The sequence below is a fragment of the Nocardia sp. XZ_19_385 genome (genome assembly GCF_015355755.1).
GTDB lineage: Bacteria > Actinomycetota > Actinomycetes > Mycobacteriales > Mycobacteriaceae > Nocardia.
In genome coordinates, this window is the sequence record NZ_JACVEE010000001.1 from 2,216,066 (window position 1) to 2,238,119 (window position 22,054).

Sequence of the window (22,054 nt, forward strand, 5' to 3'; positions counted from 1 at the left end):
TACAGCCTCCGCGCGTCGACCCGATTTCGCGACGCGCGAACATCAACCACCAGGGCCGAACGAGTAGCGTGAGAGACATGAGTGACATGCCGTTCGGCTTCTCGGACCGTGACGACGACGATGCGCGCAAACGCGACGAATCCCAAGGTCCCGGGGCCAACGACCCGTTCAACTTCGCCATGGGCGGCGCCGGTGGCGGCTTCGATCCGTCCCAGCTCGGCCAGATGCTGACCCAGCTCGGCCAGATGCTGAGCGGCATGGGGCAGCCGGGTAGCGCGCAGTCCGGCCCGGTGAACTACGACGTCGCCAAGCGCCTCGCGCGCCAGCAGCTGGGCGCCGATGTGCCGCCGGTGACCGAGGGCACCACCAAGGCCATCGCCGACGCCGCGCACCTGGCCGAGCTGTGGCTCGACGGCGCGACCACGCTGCCCGCGGGCGCGACCAAGACCGTCGCCTGGACCGCCAACGACTGGATCGAGGAGACGGTCCCGACCTGGAAGCGGCTCTGTGATCCGGTGGCCCAGCAGGTCAACGGCATGTGGACCGCGCAGCTGCCGGAGGAGGCCAAGGAAATGGCCGCCCCGATGATGGGCATGCTCAGCCAGATGGGCGGCCTGGCCTTCGGTTCGCAGCTCGGGCAGGCGCTCGGACAGCTCGCCAAGGAGGTGCTGACCTCCACCGATATCGGTCTGCCCCTCGGCCCGACCGGCACGGCGGCGCTGCTGCCCGCGGCGATCTCCGAGTTCAGCGCGGGCCTGGACCAGCCCGAAAGCGAGATCATGGTGTTCCTCGCCGCACGCGAGGCCGCCCATCAGCGCCTGTTCGGGCACGTGCCGTGGCTGCGCCAGCAGGTGCTCGGCGCAGTAGAGAGCTACGCGCGCGGCATCAAGATGGATTTCTCCTCCATCGAGGAGGCCGCGCAGGGCATCGACCCGATGGCCCTGAGCGATCCGGCCAAGCTGCAGGAGTTGTTGTCGCAGGGCGCGTTCGAGCCGCAGACCAGCCCGGAGCAGAAGCAGGCGCTGGAGCGCCTGGAGACGCTGCTCGCGCTGATCGAAGGCTGGGTGCAGGTCGTGGTCGCCGAGGCGGTCGGCGAACGGCTGCCCGGTGCGGGCGCGCTGGCCGAAACCTTGCGACGCCGCCGCGCCACCGGCGGCCCGGCCGAGCAGACCTTCGCGACCCTGGTCGGGCTGGAGCTGCGGCCGCGCAAGCTGCGCGAGGCGGCGGCGCTGTGGAAGCGGCTCACCGACGACGCGGGCATGGAAAAGCGCGACGGCGTGTGGGCGCACCCGGACCTGCTGCCCGACTCCAACGATCTGGATCACCCGGCCGGGTTCATCGACTCGGTGATCGGCGGCGGCACCGGCGCATTCGACGACCCGCTGGCGCAGCTGGCCGAAACCGAAGCGCGGGAACGGGATTCGGGCAACGCCGCGAAGTCCGAGGGCGAACCCGGCAAGAAGTCGCCGGGCGAGGATGACAAGCCCGAGGACTCCGGCACGTCCTAGACACTGTCCTGTGAAAATCGGAAACCCCTGTGTGCAACAGGGGTTTTCGTCAGCTTCGGGGTAGGCGCGGATGCCCATACTCGGCACATGACATCGACACATCTCGCCGTAGACGGCCCCTGCGGGCCGATGCTGCATCCCCGGGTGATGATCCTGGTGCGCCCCTCCGGCGCGGTGCAGCTGGGCTGGGACCCGGACACCGCCGTTGTGCTCGACCCCGACGACCTCGACACCGCCACCGTGCTCAGCTTCCTCCGGCTGCTGGACGGGATGCGCACCCGTCCCCAGATCCTCTGGCTCGCCGAGGAATCCGGCGTCCTGCCGGCGCAGGCGGTGGCGCTGCTGACCGCCATCGAAGAGGCGGGCCTGCTGATCCAGCCACAAGCGCCGGTGGGGCGGATCCGGTCGATCCGGGTGCACGGCTTCGGCCCGCTCTCCGATGCCCTCTGTATCGGCGTACGCCGCTTGGGGATTCGACCCGTCCGCTCCCGCGGCTCCACCCCCGACACTCCGGTCAGCGGCTGGCGCTGCGGGCTGGTGCTGCTCACCGACGAGGTTGTCACCGATCCACGGCTCACCAACGACCTTGTGCTACACCAGATCCCGCATCTCGCGGTACGCATCCGCGATGGCAAGGGCATCGTCGGGCCGCTGGTGTTGCCCGGTCAGACCAGCTGCCTGCGCTGCGCCGACCTGACCCGCACCGATCTCGACCCGGCCTGGCCGCATCTGGCGGCGCAATTGCTCGGCCGGGTCGGGCAGGCCTCGACGGCCGCGGTGGCGGCAACCGCCGCGCTAGCGCTGGGCGAGCTGGAGTCGATCTTGGCCTGCTCGGCCACACGGACATTGGGCACCCTCGACGCCACCCTCGAGCTGGATCTGGACTCCCATCGGATCGAGCGCCGGGATTGGGCACCCCATCCGGCCTGCGGATGCCACAGTGTTTGCGCAGGTGGACCAGATGAGTGACGCACGAGTCTCGAAATTGCCATGGCAAACCCGGGGGTCCGTCGGCCATGATGGGTACGTGTCTGAGATTGTGCGCCGTCGCTCATCCCGAAATGCCAAGTTAGCCAAGATTCCGCTGGGGATCGCCGGCCGGGCCGCCGTCGGGTTCGGCAAGAAGCTGGCCGGAGGCGACAAGTCCGAAATCAACTCCCAGCTCAACCAGAAGGCCGCCGAGCAGTTGTTCACCGTGCTCGGTGAACTCAAAGGCGGCGCAATGAAATTCGGGCAGGCGCTGAGCGTGATGGAGGCCGCTATCCCCGAGGAGTTCGGCGAGCACTACCGCGAGGCGCTCACCAAACTGCAGGCCGCGGCGCCGCCCATGCCCACCGCCACTGTGCACCGGGTGCTGGATGTGCAGCTGGGCACCCAGTGGCGGCAACGGTTTCAGTCCTTCGACGACACCCCGGCCGCCTCGGCCAGCATCGGGCAGGTGCACAAGGCGGTGTGGTCGGATGGTCGCGTCGTCGCCGTAAAGGTGCAGTACCCGGGCGCGGACGAGGCGCTGCGCGCCGACCTCAAGACGCTGTCGCGGATGACCGGCTTGATCGCCACGGTGATCCCGGGCGCGGATGTGAAGCCGATCCTCGCCGAGATCACCGAGCGCACCGAGGAAGAGCTGGACTACCGCAACGAGGCACGGAACCAGCGGGCCTTCGCCAAGGCCTTCGAAGGGCACCCGCACATCGTGGTTCCCAAGGTGGTGGCGGGTGCGCCGAAGGTGATCGTCACCGAATGGCTGGACGGCACGCCGGTTTCCAAGATCATCGCCGAGGGCGCGGCCGATCCGGAGGGCAGCTACGAGCTGCGCAACCGGGTGGCCGGCCTGATGGGCGAGTTCCACTTCTCCTCGCCCGAGATCGCCGGCCTGCTGCACGCCGACCCGCATCCGGGCAACTTCATGATGCTGCCCGACGGCCGGCTCGCGGTCATCGACTTCGGCGCCTGCGCGCCGCTGCCCGACGGTTTCCCGAAGATCCTCGGGCAGATCCTGGGGCTGGCCGTCGAAGAACGCTTCGACGAACTCACCCAGGTGCTCTACGACAACGGCTGGATCATTCCCGGCCGTACCGTCACCCACCGGGAGATCGCCGACTTCCTGCGGCCGTTCACCGACCCGATCCGGACCGAATCGTTCCACTTCACCCGCCGGTGGATGCAGCGGGTGGCGGGCAAGGCCACCGACATCACCAGTGCGGAGATGAAAACCTCACGGGCGATGCAGCTTCCGGCCGAGCACGTGATGATCTTCCGGGTGCTCGGCGGATCCGTGGGGATCCTGGCGCAGCTGGACGCGGAGCTGCCGTTCATGGGGCTGGCCAACCAGTGGCTGCCCGGATTGCGCGAAGAGCGCGGCGAGCTCACCAGCTGAGAGCCGCTGCCGCGCAATAGGACACATGCCCCTCGGTCCAGCCGACACCCCGACGGCTGGACCGAGTGACACGCAATCGACTTGCCTCACAACGCAAACGAGCCGCCCACCAGATCATGCGGTGAGCGGTTCGTATGCTTTCTCGTTCCTGGGCTCGCCAGCGGCCGGCTAGGGCCCGCTGGGCCGCGAGGACCGGAGGGAGGTATGCCGTCAGTCGCGGCATGAGTGGACTATCGCCACTCATGCCGGGACCGCGACCTTGCGCGGACGACCACGCGGACGCTTGCGGGCGATCACGACACCCTGGTCGAAGATCTCACCGCCCCAAACACCCCACGGCTCGCCTCGGTCGATGGCTGCGGTCAGGCAGCCCTTACGGATCGGGCAGGCCGCGCACAGGGCCTTGGCTTCCTCCAACTGCGCCGGGCTCTCGGCGAACCAGAGATCAGGATCTCCGGCACGGCAAGGAACGGTCGCAGTGGCCTCCCGAGTACGGGTGGACCGAGCCACAGTGCGGCATGTCACGTCAGTAGCGGCGTCCGGCCACTTTTCTGCGGTGAACACGTCGTTCTCCTTCAGTTTCGTTTGCAGCGGTTCGTTACTTTTTCCACGAAACCGCTTCCAAACGGCTGAAGGGCCACTTAAAAACTATGGCCACGGTTTCGCGGGTTGCGATCCGTGGCCAGGAGGTTGGGGGTGTCCCCTACCTAATTCGACATCTCTGTCGAATTCTGATCACGGTCGCTGGGTCTTCTGCGGAGCGGAGGCGGTTCGCCATATCGACCGGTCCGGCGGCGGCGGGGTTGTGACCCGCCGGCTCATAACCGGAATCGATGACGAAGGCGCCGACTGCTGCCTGAGCAGCCGTCAGATGCCATGCCCCGCTGGGCTTGTCTGCCTGTCGCTGGACGCAAATCGGGTGCGTAAACGAGACAGCTTTCGCCGTCACATCGACCTTGGTTCCGAATGCGCTGACGCCGGACAGACCGATCCCCTGCAAAGCGGAGATCCCCCGGGAGGCCGACATGGCGGCACCAGCCACAACGCTGAGAGCGCTGAAGCTTCTTGTGCTTGTGCTGCTGTTCATTGGTCTGCCTCCCTCCTTGTCTCGTTCGATCCGTCAACTGTGCGCGCTGGGATTACCTCCCGGTGCGTGTTCCCACCATATGCAATGTCGGAGAAACCGACAACCTATTTTCTACCTGCGGTTTTGTGGGTTTCTCCGAGCGATCTACGGCCTCAGCGGGTTTCGGACGCGCGTGGGCTCGATCACCCTCGGCAGGGCCTGGGCATCACTGGGTGCGAGTGCGCATCCGGGACGCGACGATCGCGAGCACATCCGCGCCGTAATCGGTGATTTTCTTGGCTCCGATGCCGGCGATCGCCCCGAGCGCCCGGTCGTCGGCGGGCAACTGCTCGGCGATCGCGGTGAGTGTGGTGTCGGTGAAGATGACGAACTCGCGCACCCGCAGCGCTTCGGCCTTCTCCGCGCGCCACTCCCGCAGCGCTTCGAGCAGGACGTTGTCCAGCTCCGCCGGGCAGCGGCGGCATCGGCCCAGCATGGTGGCATAGGTGCCGATCAGCGGTTTCGCGCACACCCGGCAGGCCGGGCGGATCCCGCCCCCCTTCTTCTCCTGCACCGGCGCGGCGATGCGGGAGGCGGGCGAGTCATCCGGGACCAGACCGTTGAGGAACCGGGACCGGCGCCGGGTGCGCCGGCTGCCCTGGTTACGCGCCAGCGCCCAGGACAATCGCAGGTGCTCGCGAGCCCGGGTGACGCCCACGTAGAAAAGCCTCCGCTCCTCCTCGAGGGCGGCGACATCGGCGACCGCGCCGTCGGCGGCGAGCACGTGCTGGATCGGCATGGTGCCGTCGACCAGGCCGACGAGGAACACCGCGTCCCATTCCAGGCCCTTGGCGGCATGCAGCGACGCCAGGGTGACGCCCTGGACGGTCGGTGGGTGCCGGGCCTCGGCCCGGGCGGCCAGTTCGCGCAGCAGCCCGCCGAGATCGAGTTCCTCGTCCACGGCCAGGAGTTCCTCGGTGAGCCGGACCAGCGCGACCAGCGATTCCCATTTCTCCCGGGCCTGGGCGCCGGCGGGTTCCTCGGTGGTGAGCCCGACCGGGGCGAGTACCGCCTTCACCAGGGTGACCAGTGGGCTTCCGCGGCGCGACTCCACCGGCAGATCCTCGCGGGACGCGGCCTGGCGCAGCACGCTCATGGCCTGCCTGACCTCGGCCCGATGGAAGAAGCCCTCACCACCGCGCACCTGATACGGGATGCCTTTTTCGGTGAGCGCCTGCTCGTAGGCCTCGGATTGCGCGTTGATCCGGTACAGCACCGCGATCTCCGCCGCGGGGACGCCGTCGGCGATCAGTTTCTTGATCTGCTTGGCCACCGCCGCGGCCTCGGCGGGGGCGTCGTCGTGCTCGGCGAACAACGGTTCCGGACCGTCGGGGCGCTGCCCGATCAGCTGCAACCTGGTCCCGGCGATACGGCCGCGGGCAGCGCCGATCACCCGGTTGGCCAGCGAGACCACCTGCGGAGTCGAGCGGTAGTCGCGTTCCAGCCGGACCACCGTCGCCTCGGGGAAGCGGCGCGAGAAGTCGAGCAGATAGGACGGCGTCGCGCCGGTGAAGGAGTAGATCGTCTGGTTCGCGTCGCCGACCACGGTCAGGTCGTCGCGATCGCCCAGCCAGGCGTCGAGCACTCGCTGCTGCAACGGCGTGACGTCCTGATACTCATCGACCACGAAACTGCGGTAGCGACTGCGGAATTCGTCCGCGACGGCGGGATAGTCCTCCAACGCGGCGGCGGTGTGCAGCAGCAGGTCATCGAAATCCAGCAGCAGCCCATCCGGCGTGGTCTTCAAACTCTCGTACGCCGAATACACCTCGGCGATTCGCGCCGGGTCGTTCGGCGTCTCCCGCCGATGCTTGGCCACCGCCGCCGGATAGTCCTCCGGCGCGATCAGCGTGCCCTTCGCCCACTCGATCTCACTGAGCAGATCCCGCACCGTCTCCGTGGACCCCGACAGCCCGGCGCGATGCGCGGCCTGCGCCACGATCTGGAACTTCCCATCGATCAGCCGCCACGGCACATCACCCACGATCTGCGGCCAGAAGTATTTGAGCTGGCGCAGTGCGGCGGCGTGAAATGTCCTGGCCTGCACCTGATTCGCATCACCGCCGAGCCCCAGATCGCGCAGCCGGCTGCGCATCTCCCCCGCCGCCCGCGCGGTGAACGTCACCGCCAGCACCTGGTCGGCTTTCACGTGCCCCGACGTCACCAAATGCGCGATCCGATGGGTAATCGTCCTGGTTTTGCCCGTCCCCGCCCCGGCTAGCACGCACACCGGCCCCCGCGGCGCCTTCACGGCGGCAGCCTGCTCGGGATCCAGGGCAGCGAGGTCGAGGGGCACGCGCACCATCATGACAGCCGGGTCCGACAAGCGGACGCGTCACCACAGCCCTGCCAGCGCCACACCGGAGTAGCGACACGCCAGGAATTTGCTGCTGTGCGCGAAAGTGCCTGTATTTCAACGCATTCTGTCGGTTGATCTGCATATGGTGGCCTCACCTCCACCCGAGGGGCGGTGGCCTGGAGTTGTCCACCAGCTGGTCGACGCCAGGCGTGGTCCACGCCGCGCCCAGGAGGGAGGTGGTGGGGAATGGCGAAACATCGCCGGGTGAAGAGTGATACCCCGGTCGATTACGGCGTGCTCTTCTGTGTCATCGGAAGTGCCGTAATCGCCGGGGCGCTCATTTACCACTTGGTCCGCCGAGGGCTGACTAGGTAAATCCCCAACCAGGTGGGGCGTCGTTCTCGCAAAACGGCGTCCCACCGCCCTCGGCATCACTCGCGTGACTCCATAACTGTACCTATCGGTGCAGGTGGAGTCGACCTTTTCACACAGGACGGATCGGTGTCCGGGGTGGACGGCGTGGCGGTGCCGGGAAGCCGACCGCCCAGGCTTTTACTGTCTCGGTGACCACCGAGACTCCGCAGGAATCGGAAGAAGCGCGAGACCGGCACGCCTCCTGGATGGAGCTGTTCTTCGATCTGGTCGCCGTCGCGGGCCTCCAACAGCTCACCCATCTGCTGCATCACGGCCCGACGCTCGCGGACTTCGGCCTGTATGTGGTGCTCTACCTTGCGTTTTGGATGGTGTGGGCGGTAATCATGCTGTACGGCAATATCGCCCGGGACCACACCCGGGTGATGCTGATGCTGTCGGCGATGCTCGGCCTGGGGGTGATGGCGGCCGCCGTTGCCGGGCTGCCGGAACGGCATGCGACCGCCTTCGCTGCCGTCTACGTGGTCGTGCGAATCGCGTCCGGACGGCTGTGGGGGCGCGGCAAGGTGGTGGTCGACTGGCCGGTCATCGAGATGGGTGCGGGGGTGTTGCCCTGGGTCGTATCGCTGTGGGTGCCCGAACCCTGGAAGTACTGGTGCTGGGCGGTTGGGCTGGCCATCGACCTGGTGGTCATGTTTTTCATCAGCGGGGACAAGCTACTGGCCGGAGTGCAGGATCAGTTCGACCGGCGCCTGAAACGGATGCGGCGCAGCAGGGATTTCGACGCCTCGCGGGTACCGAAACTCGAAGCGCTGCACGCCGATCCGGTGCATCTGGGCGAACGCCTGGGCCTCTACGTGATCATCGTGCTCGGCGAGGGTGTGATCGCGGTCATCGCCGCGGTGGGTGCGGTCGCGTGGACCGCCCGGGTGCTGGTGCTCGGCTTCGCGGCCTTCGTGATCCTGGCCGGGCTGTGGGCCCTGACGCTGTTGTACGGCGGTGTGGTGAGCCGGCTGCTGGGCGGCACCGAGACCGGGATGTCGCGCCGGCACGTGATGGTCATGCACTGCTTCCTCACCGGGGCGATCGCCACCATCGCCGGCGGGCTCGGCCTCACTATCGATCATGCCTCCGGGCATCTGACCGCAGGCATCGGCTGGGTGCTGTGCGGTGGCGTGGCGGCGTATTTCGCCATCAACGCCTTCGTCGGGGTGTGCACGCCCGCGGGCTGGAAATGGAGTCTCACCTGGCCGGTTCCGTGTGCCATGTGCGCTGTGGCGCTCGGCATCTTCGCACCGCACATCGGTGCGCTGGGCCTGGTCTGCGGACTGGCCGCGGTGATCCTGCCACCGCTGCTGTGGGAGTACCGGCGCTCTATCCAGGAACAGGATGAGGGCACAGAGCGTTGAAGGGTCCGTGACTGACGCAAAGGTTGATCTGACCATGTACTCGACCACCTGGTGCGGCTACTGCCGACGGCTGAAGAAGCAGCTGGACGAGTCCGGCATCAGCTATGTCGAGGTCGATATCGAGCAGGACCCGGCCTCGGCCGAATTCGTCGGCAGCGTCAACAACGGCAACCACGTGGTGCCGACGGTGAAGTTCGCCGACGGTTCCACGGCGACCAACCCGTCGCTGGCCGCCGTCAAACAGCATCTCGCGACGCTGTCCTAGGACTCGAGTTCGGCCCAGGATTCGACGATGGTGCGGGCGATGGAGATCGACCCGGGCAGCAGCAGGCGGGTGCCTTCTTTCTGCGCGGACCAGTCGCCCAGCGCCAGCGCCTCGCGGACCTCGGCGCGGGTGAACCAGTAGGCCTCGGCGATCTCACCGTCGGAGAAGACCAGCGGCTGTTCCGGGTCGGCGACGGCGGCGAAGCCGAGCATCAGCGACCGCGGGAACGGCCACGGCTGGCTGCCGAGGTAGTGGATGTCGCGCAGATCGACGCCGACCTCCTCCTTCACCTCGCGCTCCACGCAGCGTTCGAGCGATTCGCCCGCCTCCACGAAACCGGCCAGCAGGGAGAACAGCGTCTTCGGCCAGGTGTGCTGGCGGGCCAGCAGCACGCGGTCGCCGCCGTCGTGGATCAGGCAGATCACCGCGGGATCGATGCGCGGGAACTCCTCGTATCCGCCCTCGGTTACCCGCGACCAGCCGCCCTTCGCCGCGACCGTGACGCTGCCGTCGGCGGCGCTGAATCCGGCCTTGTCGTGCCAGTTCAGCAGGGCGATCGCGGTGGACAGCAAGCCCGCGGTGTAGTCGTCGACCTCGTTCGCGGCGACGCGCAGGTCCATCAGGGTGCCGGTGATCTCGTCGTCCCGGACCGCCCAGACATGGCAGCCCTCGCCGATACCGAGGAACACCCCGGCCGGGTTCGGCTCGGCGGACAGGTCGGTGGCCGCATCCAGAACCAGTGCGCCGTCCTCGAATCGGACCTGGCCGCGCTTGTTCACCCGCAGCAACCGGGCCTGGGCCCAGCCTTCCTTCAGCGCTTGCTCGTCGGTGCGGGTCTCCTCGGCCCGGTCGACGACGGAACGCGAGAGCAGGGGGACACCATTCAGCTGAAACGACACGCTTCGATGCTAGCCCCCTGGCGGATCACTTCTGCGTGCGGCGAATGTAGAGCAGTTTGTCGCCGGCCTCGATGGCGTCGACCGCGGGCTCGCCCACTCGGACCAGGGTTCCGTCACGCACCACGCCCAGCACGATGTCGCTGAGATGCCGTGGGGAACCACCGATTTCGGACGGCTCCACCTCGCGTTCGGCGACCGCGAAACCCTGCTCCGGGGTGAGCAGGTCCTCCATGATCTCCACGACGTTCGGCGTGGTGGTGGCGACGCCCAGCAGGCGGCCCGCCGTCTCCGAGGACACCACGACCGAGTCCGCGCCGGACTGCCGCAGCAGATGGGTGTTCTCGGCCTCGCGCACCGCGACCACGATCTTCGCGGCCTTGTTCAGCTCGCGGGCGGTGAGGGTGATCAGCACGGCGGTGTCGTCGCGGTTGGCGGCCACGACCACCGAGGACGCGTTCTGCACACCCGCCAGACGCAAGATATCCGACCGGGTGGCCGAACCGTGCACGGTCACCAGGCCCGCGTTGGCGGCGGCGTCCAATACCTCGAGATCGGTGTCGACCACCACGACGTCGGCCGGCTGCACGCCGTCGCCGAGCATGGCGTCGATCGCGGTCCGCCCCTTCGTGCCGTATCCGACAACCACGGTGTGATTACGCACGCTGCGCCTCCAACGCTGAATCTTGAATGCTTGCCGGGAACGTTCGGTGAGCACGCCGAGGGTGGTACCGACGAGCACGATGAGGAACAGCACGCGCAGCGGCGTGATGATGACGATGTTGGCCAGCCGCGCCGCCGGTGACACCGGGGAGATATCGCCGTAGCCGGTGGTCGACAGCGACACCGTCGCGTAGTAGAACGCGTCCAGGAACGACAGCTCGTCCTCGGACACGTCCCGATAGCCGTGCCGCCCGATGTACACAACCGTCGCCGCGGTGAACAGCAGCGCCACCGCGAACAGCACCCGGCGAAGCAGCTGTGTCCACGGACTCGTCTGAACTTCCGGGATCCGCAGCAGACCGACCAGCGCGAAATGCGGGCGGGACGAGACTCCCCGCTTGTTCGCGTTCTCCTCGAACTCACTCAACACCGGTCTCACCACCCCTGTCGCTGCTCCCGACGAACTCCGGCATGACATCTCGCTCCGGCACGACACGGGAGCCTACCGCGCGAACGGCGAGATGCCCGGCCGAGGCGCAATACCTGGTGCGGGGGTGTCAGCCCTTGTGGCAGACGACCTCGAGCATGAAGCCGTCGGGGCCGTGGAAGAAGGCCGCGTAATAGCCCGGGTGATACTGCGGGAATTCCTGTGGCGGCTCGATGATCTCGGCACCGCGGGCCCGGGCCCAGTCGTGGATCGCGTCCACTTCGGCGGGTGTCTTGACCATGAAGGCCAAGTGCTGCAAGCCAACCCGATGGCGGGAATAGTCGGTTGCCTCGAGGGCCTGGTAGAAGAACAGGACCGTGCCGATCTTCCCGCCCGCGGGGCGGTAGGAGAATTCGGCCGGGCCGGCGACGAACGGTTCGAAACCCAGCATGGGCAGGAGTTCGTCGTAGTAGGCGCGGGCCGTAGGCAGGTCGCTGACGTTCACGCCGAGGTGTCCGAGGGGCATGGATTCGAGGCTATGGGGTGTTGCACTTCGTCATGCCGAAACCGTTCGACTCGATCGTGCCGCGGCAACTACCCGGGCAGGCTCGCACCTATACCGGCTTCCGCTCCAGATCCCGTTGAGTCGCCGGGCACGGTGACGCGGAACATGAAGCAGCCGTAGGCGATGTTGCGACTGTGCACTGCCACCACCCCGGGCTCGGCGAGCACCGCCGCTAGCGCTGCCTCCGGGTAGGTGCCGTCGTGGACGCGCGTCGCCGGATGGATCCAGCCGCGAATGTCGTAGGCGCGCAGCACCTGTGGTCGGCCCAGCCATTCCGGCGGGTAGCTGGACAGCGAGTCCGGGCCGGGGCATTTGCCGGCGTGTGTGAACACCGCGCCCCTCTCCCGGTACGGGCTTTCCGGAAGTGGCGGCTCGTAGTTGAACAGCACGATCGCCTCGCCCTCGACCGCGTCTCGCAGGCAGCAGCGCAGCGGTTCACCACCCTGAGCGGCCATCGGGACAGTGCCGGCGCCGGGTTCGGTGATCGGATGGATCAGGTATTCGGTCATCACCACAGACTCACGCATTCGGCGTGCGGGATCCGGCGGGAAAACGACGCCGCGTTTCATCCAGTGGGTGGGGCCGAGGTGTGAATGAGATCGGCGAGTTCGGCCGGGCCCGGCAGCGAGCTGGGGGCGACGGTACGGCCCGTACGGACGTAATGGAAAGCGGCGCTGATCTTTTCGAGCATGGCGGCTTCGGTGGCGCCGGTGCGGGCGGCCATCAGGCGGGCCCAGGCCAGGCGGTAGATGGCCAGCTGCATGGCGACGGCCGGTTCGTCGCCGTGAGTGGGTACGGCGCCGGTCTTCCAGTCGACGACGACCCAGCCGCCGCCGGGTTCGGCGAAGACGGCGTCCATGCGGCCGCGGATGACCGTGCCCGCGATCGAGGTTTCGAACGGGATCTCCACCTCGACCGGGCTGCGGTTGGCCCACGGTGAGTTCAAGAACGCGTCCTGCATGCGGGTGAGCTCGGCATCGACGCCCTGGTCGGCGGTTTCGAGTTCGCCGACGCCGGGGAGTTGATCCAAGCCGACCAGACGGCTGTCGCTGAACCAGCGCTGTACCCAGGCATGGAAGGCGGTGCCGCGGCGCGCCAGCGGGTTCGGCGGGAACGGCAGCGGACGACGCAGGCGGCGCGCGAGTTTCGCCGGGTCGGCGCGCATTTCCACCAGCGCGGTGGCCGGAATCTGGCCCGGCAGTTCGACTTCTTGCGCGGCGGCCTGGTCGGCTTCGAATTCGGCCAGCAGGGCGTCGACGTCGGCGGCCCAGCCATCCGGATCATCCGGGTCGGAGGGTGGGGTGTAATCGTCCGGCGGGGGGATGAAATCGTCTGGGAGCGGAGCGAATTCGTCCAGCAGGGGCGGGACATCGTCGAATGCGGCGAATTCGACCAGCGGGTGTGCGAAATCGTCCGGCGGCGGGGCCGGTTCGTCCAGTGGCGGAGCTGACTCTTCCGGAGGGGGTGGAATGTCTTCCCACGGTGTGCCTTCGGGATCCTCTGGTGGAGGTGGAAGATCGTCTGTCGGCTGGACGAGTTGGCCTGAAACCGCGGGGCGATCGTCAGCAGGTGCGGCGGGGCGCACGAAATCCGGGGGCAACGGGACCGAGACGGTGGTCCTCTCGGCGCGCTCCCACGGTGTGGCCAGGCTGGGGCGTGGAGTCTTGTCGTCCCACGGGGCGGAGTGCGCAGCCGCAGCGGGCAATTCGTCGTGTGGGGCTGGCTGCGGATCGGCCGCGCCCGATATGTCGCGGGCGGAGTCGGAAGTCGCCGGGCGGGCGCGCAGTTCCGCCAAGGCGGCGCGGACCATGGCGGCGCCTTGTTCGATGGGGTCGCGGCGGTTGCCGAGGGGGTCGCGGGGCCATTCGGCGGTGGCGGGGTTGTCGGTGAAGGGGTTGACGGCATCGGGTTCGGGCGGGTCGTCCCAGCGCGGGACGTCGATGCCGCCGTCGGTGTCGGCGGCGTGCTTCAGTTCCAGGAGGAAGTCGGAAGGGCCCTTGGGGGACGAACCGGTTTCGGCCCAGTGGTGTGCCGAAACCAGGAGTACGCGTTCGGTTCTGGTGAGCGCGACATAGAACAGGCGGCGGTCCTCGTCGAGGCGGCGGCGGTCCAGGGCCTCCTTGTGCGACTTGATGGCGCGTTCCAGGTCGGCGCGGTCGTAGAGGTCGGACAGGTCGAGCACCGGGACGCCCTCGGCGGCGTCATCCTGGATGCGGTCGCCGCGCAGGGTCGTCGGGAGTTCGGCCAGTGCGCCGAGCCAGGTGCCGGATGCGGCGCCGGAGGGGAACACGCCGCGCACCACGTGCGGCACCGCGACGATCTCCCACTCCAGGCCCTTGGCGGCGTGCACCGTCAGCACCTGCACGCGGTCCTTGGCGACTTCCACTTCGCCTGGCTCCAAACCGTTTTCGACCGATTCGGCGGCGGCGAAGAAGGCGAGCAGACCGCTCAGCGAGGCACCGGTATCGGCGGCGTAACCCGCGACGACCTCGGCGAAGGCGTCCAAATGTTCACGGCCCGCGCCGGTTCCGGCCATCGCCCGACGGGCCTGGGTTTCCACTCCGACACCGATGGTGCGTTCGACATCGGCGACGAGTTCGGCCAAGGGCTGGCCGCTGCGTTCGCGCAATGCGCCGAGTTCGCGGCCGAGCGCTTCGATGCGGGCGATGCCGGAGTCCGAATAGTTCTCCGCGTCACCGGGATCGGCGATCGCATCGGCGAGCCCGGCTTGCTCGGCGGGTTCGGGAGCCACCTCGCGCAGCGCTGCCGCGAGGGTGGTGCTGTCGGTGATCTCCCCCGAGTCGCCACCCGAGAGCCTGCTGATCGACAGGTCGCGGGCTCGCCGGGCAAGCGCGGCGATATCCGCGACACCGATGCGCCAGCGGGCGCCGGTGAGGATGCGCATGGCGGCACTGCCCGCCGCGGGCTCGGCGATCAGGCGCAGGGTTGCGACGATATCGGCGACCTCCGGGGTGGCGAGCAGACCACCGAGCCCGACGATCTCTACCGGAAGGCCTTGCGCACGTAAGGCTTCCGCGAGCGGCGAGGCATCGGCATTGCGGCGCACGAGCACCGCGGAGGTGGGCGGCGGCTCGTCGGCCGCGCGGCGGACCGCCCACTCCGCCGCGATCTGCTCAGCGATCCATTGCCGTTCCCCGGCCACGGTTTCGGTGAGCGCGAGTTCGACGATGCCCTGGCCCGCATCGGGTTTGGCGCGCAGGGCGTCAACGGTGACGCCGCCCTTGTCGATGGCGCTGCGGCGCAGCGGATCTGCGACCAGATTGGCGATCGCGAGTGCCTCGGGCGGATTACGCCAGCTGGTGAGCAGCGGCAAGGTCGGCGCGGGAACGCCTGGTGCGGTGGGGAAGTCGGTGGCGAACCGCGGCAGGTTCGCGGCGGACGCACCGCGCCAGCCGTAGATGGACTGCATCGGGTCACCGACCGCGGTGACAGCCAGACGTTGTGCACCGGACTGTGGTGTGGAACCGCCGAAAAGCGAAGCGAGCAGGACACGCTGGGCATGACCCGTGTCCTGGTATTCGTCGAGGAGGACGAGGCGGAAACGCGCGCGTTCGGCGGCGGCGACCTCGTGATGTTCGGCGGCGAGCCGAGCCGCGAGCGACATCTGGGCGCCGAAATCCAGTGCGCCACGGCGACGTAACGCTTCGGACAGCTGCTGCACCAAGGGCAACAGGGCGACGCGTTCCTTCTGGACATCGAGGATGCTGCGCAGCGTCTGGCTGGGCCCGCCGCGCTGGCGTGGTCCCGCGGGCAGCGTGTAGACCAGTTTCTCCAGCTCGGTGTGCGCCTCGGCCAGCTGTTCGGCCTCCACCAGATGCTCGGCGAGCTGACCGGACAGCGCCAGCACCGCCTCGGTCACCGACACCGGGGTGCGATCGGTGTCCAGGTCGCCGTCCCAGTTGCGTACGACCTGGTGCGCGAGCTGCCACAGCTGGGTCTGGGTGAGCAGCGTCGCCGAGGGTTCCACCGGCAGCAACAGCCCGTGTTCGGTCAGCAGCCTGCCCGCGTACGAGTGATAGGTGCTGATCTCCGGCTCCGCACCGGCCAGCTGGGCACGCAGATCCCCGGTCGAGTCCAGCTCCCGCAGCAACGGCGCGCCCGCCAATCGAGCGAGCCTGGTCCGGATACGAGAGGTCAACTGCTGCGCGGCTTTTCGCGTGAATGTCAGCCCGAGCACCTGATCCGGCAATACCAGCCGATTGGCCACCATCCAGACGACCCGGGCGGCCATCGTCTCGGTTTTACCCGCGCCCGCACCGGCCACCACCAGCGTCGGACCCGCAGGTGCCGCGATGACAGCTGCCTGTTCGTCTGTCGGCGGCGGCAGTCCGAGCGCGTCGGCCAGCTGCTGCGGGGTCACTTGACTCATGTGCGCGCCCCGAAACGATCCGCACCGGTCAAGCCACGCCCGCGCGCAACCGCAAACCAGCGTCGGCGAGGAGTTGCTTTGCGACAGGCCGCGATTGGCCGTACGCGGCGGTCCACACGGGACCGGCAGGGTGCGCTCATTCGTCGGTCACCTGCCGTCCGGTGTCCTGGACGGGGCAGGAGCCCGCGACGGCGCAGTGGCGGCAGCCGTCGTTGCGCATGGCGAGGTAGCTGGGGCCCCGGGTGGAGGCGGCGGCGTCGTGGATGGTGGTGCGCCAATGGTCGAGGGCTTCCGCGTCCAGGGGTGGCTGCAGGCGCTGGGTGGCGCCTTCCTTGGCGCTGGGCTTGGCCACGTAGACGAGGCGGGCGCCGCCGGGCTCGCCGGTCGGTCCAGCTTCGGTTCCTTCGGCAGGAACGGCGGATTCAGCTGGCGCGTCGGCGGATTCGGTATCAGCCGTGGCGTCCATCGTGGCACTCTCGCCTTCGGCGAGGGCAGCGTCGAGGGCGCCCATGGCTGCCGCGACCTGGTAAGTGGCGAGCTGGGCGTGGTCTACGGCGGCCTGTTTGGTGATCGGGGATTTGCCGGTTTTCACGTCGACGATGACGAAGCGGCCCAGGGCGTCGCGTTCCAGGCGGTCGACGCGGCCGCGGATGCGCACGGCGCGTTCGGCTTCGGTTCGGGCGGGTAGTTCGCAGTCGACGGGGATTTCGACGCCGGCCTGGGTGAGTTCGCCGCGGGTGTTGTGGACCCAGGCCATGAAGGTTTCCAGCATGGCCTCGGTGCGGCGGAGTTCCTGACGGGAATGCCAGCCGGTCCCGGGATCGATGGCGCGCCAAGCCTTGTCGAGGGCGGCGCGGACCTGGGATTCGGGAACGCGGCCCGCCAGCGCCTGCACCAAGGTGTGCACCAGGTTGCCTTTGACGGCGTGCGGGTTGTCGCCATCGGTGCCGCCGTGACGTTCCAGCGCCCAGCGCAGCGGGCAGGTGCGCAGCAGCTCCACGGTGGACGGGGACAGGGCGACCGCACTGTCGTCATCGGCCCACAGGGTGTCATCGGAGCTGAGATCGCTTGTGCCGTACCAGTCTTCGGGGTGGGTGCCGGGCACTCCGGCCTGCGCGAGCCGGGCCAGCTGGTGGGCGGCGCGGCCGCGGCGTTCCGGGTCGGAGTCGGGATCGCAGACCACGCCACGTAATTCGGCGACCAGGGAGTGCATGACCAAGGCGCGTCCCGGATCGGCGATGGGGAGCACGCCGGGTTCGCTGTCGTCGTCGTGGCCGAGCAGTTCGGCCAGGAAGCGGGACGGCACGAGATCCCGCTCGCCCGACACGGATTCGACCGCGGTGACCAGCAGTGACCGCCGGGCCCGGCTGCAGGCGACCAGCAGCAGCCGGCGTTCCTCGGCCAGGATCGGCGCGGCGCGACTGACTTGCTCGCCGAGGTCGATACCCGCCGTGAGATCGACCAGATCCTCGGTGTGCAACAGTGTGCCGCGCGGGCGCGTGTTCGGCCAGATCCCTTCCTGCACAGCGGCGACGGCGACCACGTCCCACTCGCGGCCCGCCGCCGCATGCGCACTGAGCAACGCGACCGCTTCACCGGGCGCGGTCAACGGCGCGGTGTCCTGCGGAATCTCCTGCTGCACAAGATATTCGACGAAACCCTCGATACTCGCCCGGGGCAGCCGGTCCACGTACGCAGCGGCCGCGTCGAACAATCCGACGGCGGCGTCCAGATCGCGGTCGGCCTGCATACCCACCGCACCACCCCGTTCGGACTGCGACACCCAGCGCCGCTCCAACTGCGAGGTAATCCACAGCGCCCACATCACATCTTCGAGCCCCGGCCCGCCCTTCCGCGCCTTCGCCGCCCGATCGAGCGCATCGAGCACCCGCCGCAACGGCCGAGCCTCGACATCGGTGAGCTTGTCCATGATGCCGCGATCGATCTCACCGATCAGCAAGCCGCGCAACACTTCCGCCGAGGACAATTCGATCAGCGAAGCGAGATCCATGACCGACTCGGCGGCATCCTCCGAAACATCAGCAACCGCGCCGATCTCACGCCGCTCCGGCTCGGTAGGCACTACCGGCGGCCGCCCCCGCCTGCTGTCGTCAGCATGCTCGGCGACCTCCAGACCCCAGCCCGAATCATCTCCGTACCAATCAGATTCGCTGACCCACTGCTCCGGATCGTAGGAACCCCAGTCGGGGTCGTCCGCGTGCGCCTCGGTGTCCGCACCTGGGCCATGGCCGTCCGCCGACACAGCGCTATCCAGAGCCGACCCTGGTTCTGTGGGATCGTCGGACTCGACTCGCAGCCAATCGGACTCGCTGACAATTCGGTCATCCTCTGGGCGCGAGGAGACATCAGCATCGGGATCTTGACCGTCGGTTGGGTCGATGTCGGCAGGTGGCCAATCGGATTCGCCGAGGAGGCCGGCGTCGGGGTCGTCGCGGAGGTTGCCGACCTCGCCTGTTCGTTCCAGATCATCGTTGTCGGCCGCACCGGTGCGGGCTGGTTTCCGCTGTGACTCCAGCACACTGCGGCGGATACCGCGGCGCAGGCGGCGCAGGGTGATCTGGTCGGCGCCGCCGAGGGGGCCGCCGAGGAGATCGAGGGCATCGTCGGCGGTGAACATGTCCGCGGCGGCGCGCCGGGACCGTTCCGAGGCGAGCAGGGCGCGCAATGCGAGCAGCATCCAGGCCGCGCCGCGGCGCCGGGCCAGCGGTACGTCGAGGGCGGGCTGTTGCACCGGGACTCCGGCGGCGAGCAGGGCGCGGCGTAATGGGGCGAGGGAGAGTGGCACCGAGCGCACGATCACGGCCATGTTCGACCACGGCACCCCATGGGTGAGGTGGGCGCGCCGCAAATGGTCAGCGATCAGTGCGGCTTCCTTGGCCGGGGTGGCCAGGACGCGGACCCGGACGGTGGTGCCGTCGTCCTCTGGGGCGTCGGCGCGGTTGGGCAGGGTGAAGCGGTGCGGGGCGCTGGCCGGCAACCTGGCGGCGACCCGGGCCAGCGCCAAATGCACGGTGGCGCCGGATCTTTGGTTGCGTCGCAGGATGATTCGGCGGTCGGCGGGGACGTCCAAGTCGGCGACGAAGCTGGAGTCGGCGCCGCGGAAGGTGAAGATCGACTGGTCCGGATCGCCCGCGACGACGACGGTGTGCGCGGCGGTGCCGATCACCCGGACCAGCAGCGCGGCCTGTGGGTCCAGATGCTGTGCGTCGTCGACCAGCAGGTATCGGATGCGGTTACGTTCGGCGGCAAGCAGAGTCGCGTCGGCGGCCAGGGCGTCGAGGGCGGCGCCGATGAGTTCGGCGGCGTCCAGCGCCGGGGCGGTAGCTTCGGGCGCTTCCACGCCGACCGACCAGCGCAACAGCATCGCCTGCTCGTAGCGCACCGCGAACTTGCCCGCCGCGACCCATTCGGACTTGCCGTGTTCCCGGCCCAGCTTGATCAGATCCTCGGGCCCGATGCCGCGTTCGGTGGCCCGCAGCATGAGATCCCGCAACTGTTCGGCGAACCCGCCGAGGGCAAGCGCTGGCTGGAGTCGCTGCGGCCACAGCGCGTCGTTTCCGTCGGCGATGTCTGTCAAGTCCCCGCGCAGCATTTCGCGCAGCACGGCATCCTGCTCGGCACCGGTCAGCAAACGCGGTGGCGGGTTGTTGTGCACCAGCGCATGCCGGCGCAACACCGAGAACGCGTAGGAGTGCAGCGTCCGCACCAGCGGCTCGCGCGTGGCGCCGGGCACCCCGCCATCGAGGCCGTCGGGACCGGACAGCCGCGCGGTAATCGCATCGCGCACACCCCGCGCCGCCTGCTTGGAATGGGTCAGGAGCAGCACCGATTCCGGATCCGCGCCTCCCGCGATCCGTTCGGCGGCCAAGTCGATCAGCAACGCGGTCTTACCCGTGCCCGGCCCACCGAGCACCTGCCACGGACGCCACCCCGGACGCGCTGCCACCTCCGCAGCATGGGCCTCGAACAGCGCGCGCACCTCAGCGCCCCAGAGCCGCGCCCCGGGTGCCACTGCGTTCCGGCGAACAAGTCGCACCGCGCTATTCGACTGCACCACGCGGGCTATTGCAACAGACACGACCGACACACCGAGCGGCCACTCCGTACGGACGTAGTCAACATCACCGTCGCCGCCAGTTCACCTACCTGTTCCGGACCCCCTGGAAATCACTGACCCGCCTGGTGAACAACCTCCCCTAGCCTCACCACGGGCGCTAACAGTTCAAGTGGGACATCACCGTGGAGCCTCTCGGCGTTTTGCCTCGGCCATGTCCCAGAACACGATATTCGTCCTTGTCGAGAGAACCTCAGCGGTCTGGTTTTCCGTTCATACAGATGAGGGTTTGCTGGCCGGTGGCGATGAGGGTGCGTTGGTCACCCTGGATGGCGAAGACCTCCAAGTTGCAGATGGTCAGGGTGCGGCCAGGCTTCAGGACCGTGCCTACCGCTTCGAGGTAGTCGCCGGACGCGGGAGCCAGGAGGTTGATCTTGTATTCGACGGTGAGGACGGACGAGTTCTCCGGAAACAAGGTGAAGCCCGCGTACCCGCCGGCGCTGTCGGCGATGGCGCTGGTGGCTCCGGCATGGATGTAACCGTGCTGCTGGGTCACCTCGGGGCGGTTCGGCAGCACGATGTGCACCCGGCCCGGCGCGACGTGGGCGAGCCGCGCGCCGAGATGCCGCATCAGCCCCTGGCGGGCGAAACTCTCCTCGATCCGCGCCCGCACCTCGGCGGTGGCCTGTTCGTCATCCATGCACCCTCCTCGATCAGTGCTAGCGATAATGCCCTGTCCCTCAGACAGATTCCGCGCGGCTCCGGTTCGCCGGACCGGATAGGTTGGGCGGCATGCGCCAGAGACGAAGCCGTGTGCTGCGGGCCGCCGCCATCACCCTTGCGCTGGCGGGGCTGACCGCCGGCTGCGGATCCTCCGGCGGGCCCTCGCCGGAGCCGGCGAAAACCGCGCCACGTCCGGCCAAGATCGCGTTCGACGACTCGAAGTCGATCTTCGTCATGAATCCCGACGGCACCGGGGTCACCCGGATCGCCGCCGGCACCGATCCGAACTTCGCCGCCGATGGGTCGAAGCTGGTGATCGGTGGCGGTTGGATCTCGACGATGGCCCCCGACGGCAGCGGCCTCCGCAAACTCGCCGAAGGCGGATACGAGCCGGTCTTCTCCCCCGACGGCACCCGGATCGCCTTCGCCCGCGGCGGCGCGATCTTCGTGATGAACACCGACGGCGGCGAACTGGAACAACTCGGCGATCTGCCCGCCCCCACCGGACCCAACCAGGCGTCCTCGCAGAGTCCGGCGTTCGCACCCGACGGTTCGAAGATCGCGTTCACTCGAAACGGCGCGATCTGGACGATGGCCTCCGACGGCACCGGCGCCCGGCCCCTGCTGGCCGACCACTACAACAGCAACCCGGTCTTCAGTCCGGACGGCGCGACCATCGTGTTCGCCAGCAACCGCGGCGGAAAGAATCGCTCCGAGCTGTATGTGATGGACACCGAGGGCAACGACGTACGGCCCCTCACCGACGACTGGACCGTGCACCCGGCGTTCTCCCCTGACGGGGCGCAGATCCTGTACACCCGCGCCCGCTCCGCCCCCGAGAGCGGCGCCGAACTCTGGGTGATGAACCGCGACGGCAGCGACCCGCGCATGCTCTCCGCTCCGGAACAGACTGCGCAGCATGCCAGTTGGGGAGCCGGATCCGGTTCTTGACCCGGCTC

At 68.5% G+C, this 22,054-nt stretch carries 15 protein-coding genes; 6 read left to right on the top strand and 9 right to left on the bottom strand.

Translation table 11 applies throughout. From position 1 onward, the window contains the following. Positions 1–77 precede the first annotated feature (77 nt). The 3 genes from IBX22_RS10530 (at position 78) to IBX22_RS10540 (ending at position 3,885) form a co-directional block, all read left to right on the top strand. Positions 78–1,508 (top strand): zinc-dependent metalloprotease, encoded by a 1,431-nt coding sequence (locus tag IBX22_RS10530; protein WP_194815106.1) that lies wholly within the window; start codon positions 78–80, stop codon positions 1,506–1,508. A gap of 87 nt (positions 1,509–1,595) precedes the next feature. Then, entirely contained in the window at positions 1,596–2,477 is an 882-nt protein-coding gene (locus IBX22_RS10535; protein WP_228538289.1) for a TOMM precursor leader peptide-binding protein, read from the top strand. Between the two features lie 58 nt (positions 2,478–2,535). Continuing rightward, on the top strand, positions 2,536–3,885 hold the full coding sequence (locus IBX22_RS10540; RefSeq protein WP_309234520.1) for an AarF/UbiB family protein: 1,350 nt from the start codon (positions 2,536–2,538) through the stop codon (positions 3,883–3,885). Between the two features lie 240 nt (positions 3,886–4,125). On the opposite strand, the gene IBX22_RS10545 is transcribed toward IBX22_RS10540, so the two are convergent. After that, on the bottom strand, positions 4,126–4,449 hold the full coding sequence (locus IBX22_RS10545; protein ID WP_375540213.1) for a WhiB family transcriptional regulator: 324 nt from the start codon (positions 4,447–4,449) through the stop codon (positions 4,126–4,128). A 728-nt stretch (positions 4,450–5,177) separates the two neighbouring features. Then, positions 5,178–7,319, bottom strand: a complete 2,142-nt coding sequence (locus IBX22_RS10550; protein ID WP_194815733.1) for an ATP-dependent DNA helicase UvrD2 — start codon at positions 7,317–7,319, stop codon at positions 5,178–5,180. Positions 7,320–7,873: 554 nt separating this feature from the next. On the opposite strand from IBX22_RS10550, the gene IBX22_RS10555 reads away from it, so the two are divergent. After that, the gene (locus tag IBX22_RS10555; protein ID WP_309234521.1) at positions 7,874–9,091 is read left to right on the top strand and encodes a low temperature requirement protein A; all 1,218 of its coding nucleotides are present in this window, start codon (positions 7,874–7,876) and stop codon (positions 9,089–9,091) included. Next, on the top strand, positions 9,072–9,356 hold the full coding sequence (locus tag IBX22_RS10560) for a mycoredoxin (RefSeq protein WP_194815108.1): 285 nt from the start codon (positions 9,072–9,074) through the stop codon (positions 9,354–9,356). The genes IBX22_RS10555 and IBX22_RS10560 overlap by 20 nt, the downstream gene beginning before the upstream one ends. Here IBX22_RS10560 and nudC read toward each other — a convergent pair. From nudC to IBX22_RS10600, 7 genes are all read right to left on the bottom strand, one after another. Next, positions 9,353–10,255 (bottom strand): NAD(+) diphosphatase, encoded by a 903-nt coding sequence (gene nudC / locus IBX22_RS10565; RefSeq protein WP_194815109.1) that lies wholly within the window; start codon positions 10,253–10,255, stop codon positions 9,353–9,355. The genes IBX22_RS10560 and nudC overlap by 4 nt on opposite strands. A gap of 25 nt (positions 10,256–10,280) precedes the next feature. Next, entirely contained in the window at positions 10,281–11,345 is a 1,065-nt protein-coding gene (locus IBX22_RS10570; RefSeq protein WP_309234522.1) for a potassium channel family protein, read from the bottom strand. 127 nt (positions 11,346–11,472) lie between these two features. After that, complete coding sequence (locus tag IBX22_RS10575) at positions 11,473–11,868, bottom strand: VOC family protein (protein WP_194815111.1); 396 nt, start codon at positions 11,866–11,868, stop codon at positions 11,473–11,475. Positions 11,869–11,936: 68 nt separating this feature from the next. Continuing rightward, positions 11,937–12,476, bottom strand: a complete 540-nt coding sequence (locus IBX22_RS10580; RefSeq protein WP_309234523.1) for a DUF1203 domain-containing protein — start codon at positions 12,474–12,476, stop codon at positions 11,937–11,939. Continuing rightward, positions 12,473–16,297, bottom strand: coding sequence for an ATP-dependent helicase (locus IBX22_RS10590; protein WP_228538290.1), 3,825 nt, complete (start codon positions 16,295–16,297; stop codon positions 12,473–12,475). The genes IBX22_RS10580 and IBX22_RS10590 overlap by 4 nt, the downstream gene beginning before the upstream one ends. 136 nt (positions 16,298–16,433) lie before the next feature. Continuing rightward, entirely contained in the window at positions 16,434–20,396 is a 3,963-nt protein-coding gene (locus tag IBX22_RS10595) for an ATP-dependent helicase (RefSeq protein WP_375540214.1), read from the bottom strand. Between the two features lie 229 nt (positions 20,397–20,625). Continuing rightward, the gene (locus IBX22_RS10600) at positions 20,626–21,072 is read right to left on the bottom strand and encodes a PaaI family thioesterase (RefSeq protein ID WP_194815113.1); all 447 of its coding nucleotides are present in this window, start codon (positions 21,070–21,072) and stop codon (positions 20,626–20,628) included. 92 nt (positions 21,073–21,164) lie between these two features. Between IBX22_RS10600 and IBX22_RS10605 the strand changes: the two genes are divergently transcribed. Continuing rightward, positions 21,165–22,046: a PD40 domain-containing protein gene (locus tag IBX22_RS10605; RefSeq protein WP_194815114.1), complete on the top strand. Its 882-nt coding sequence runs from the start codon at positions 21,165–21,167 to the stop codon at positions 22,044–22,046. The last annotated feature ends 8 nt before the right edge of the window (positions 22,047–22,054 follow it).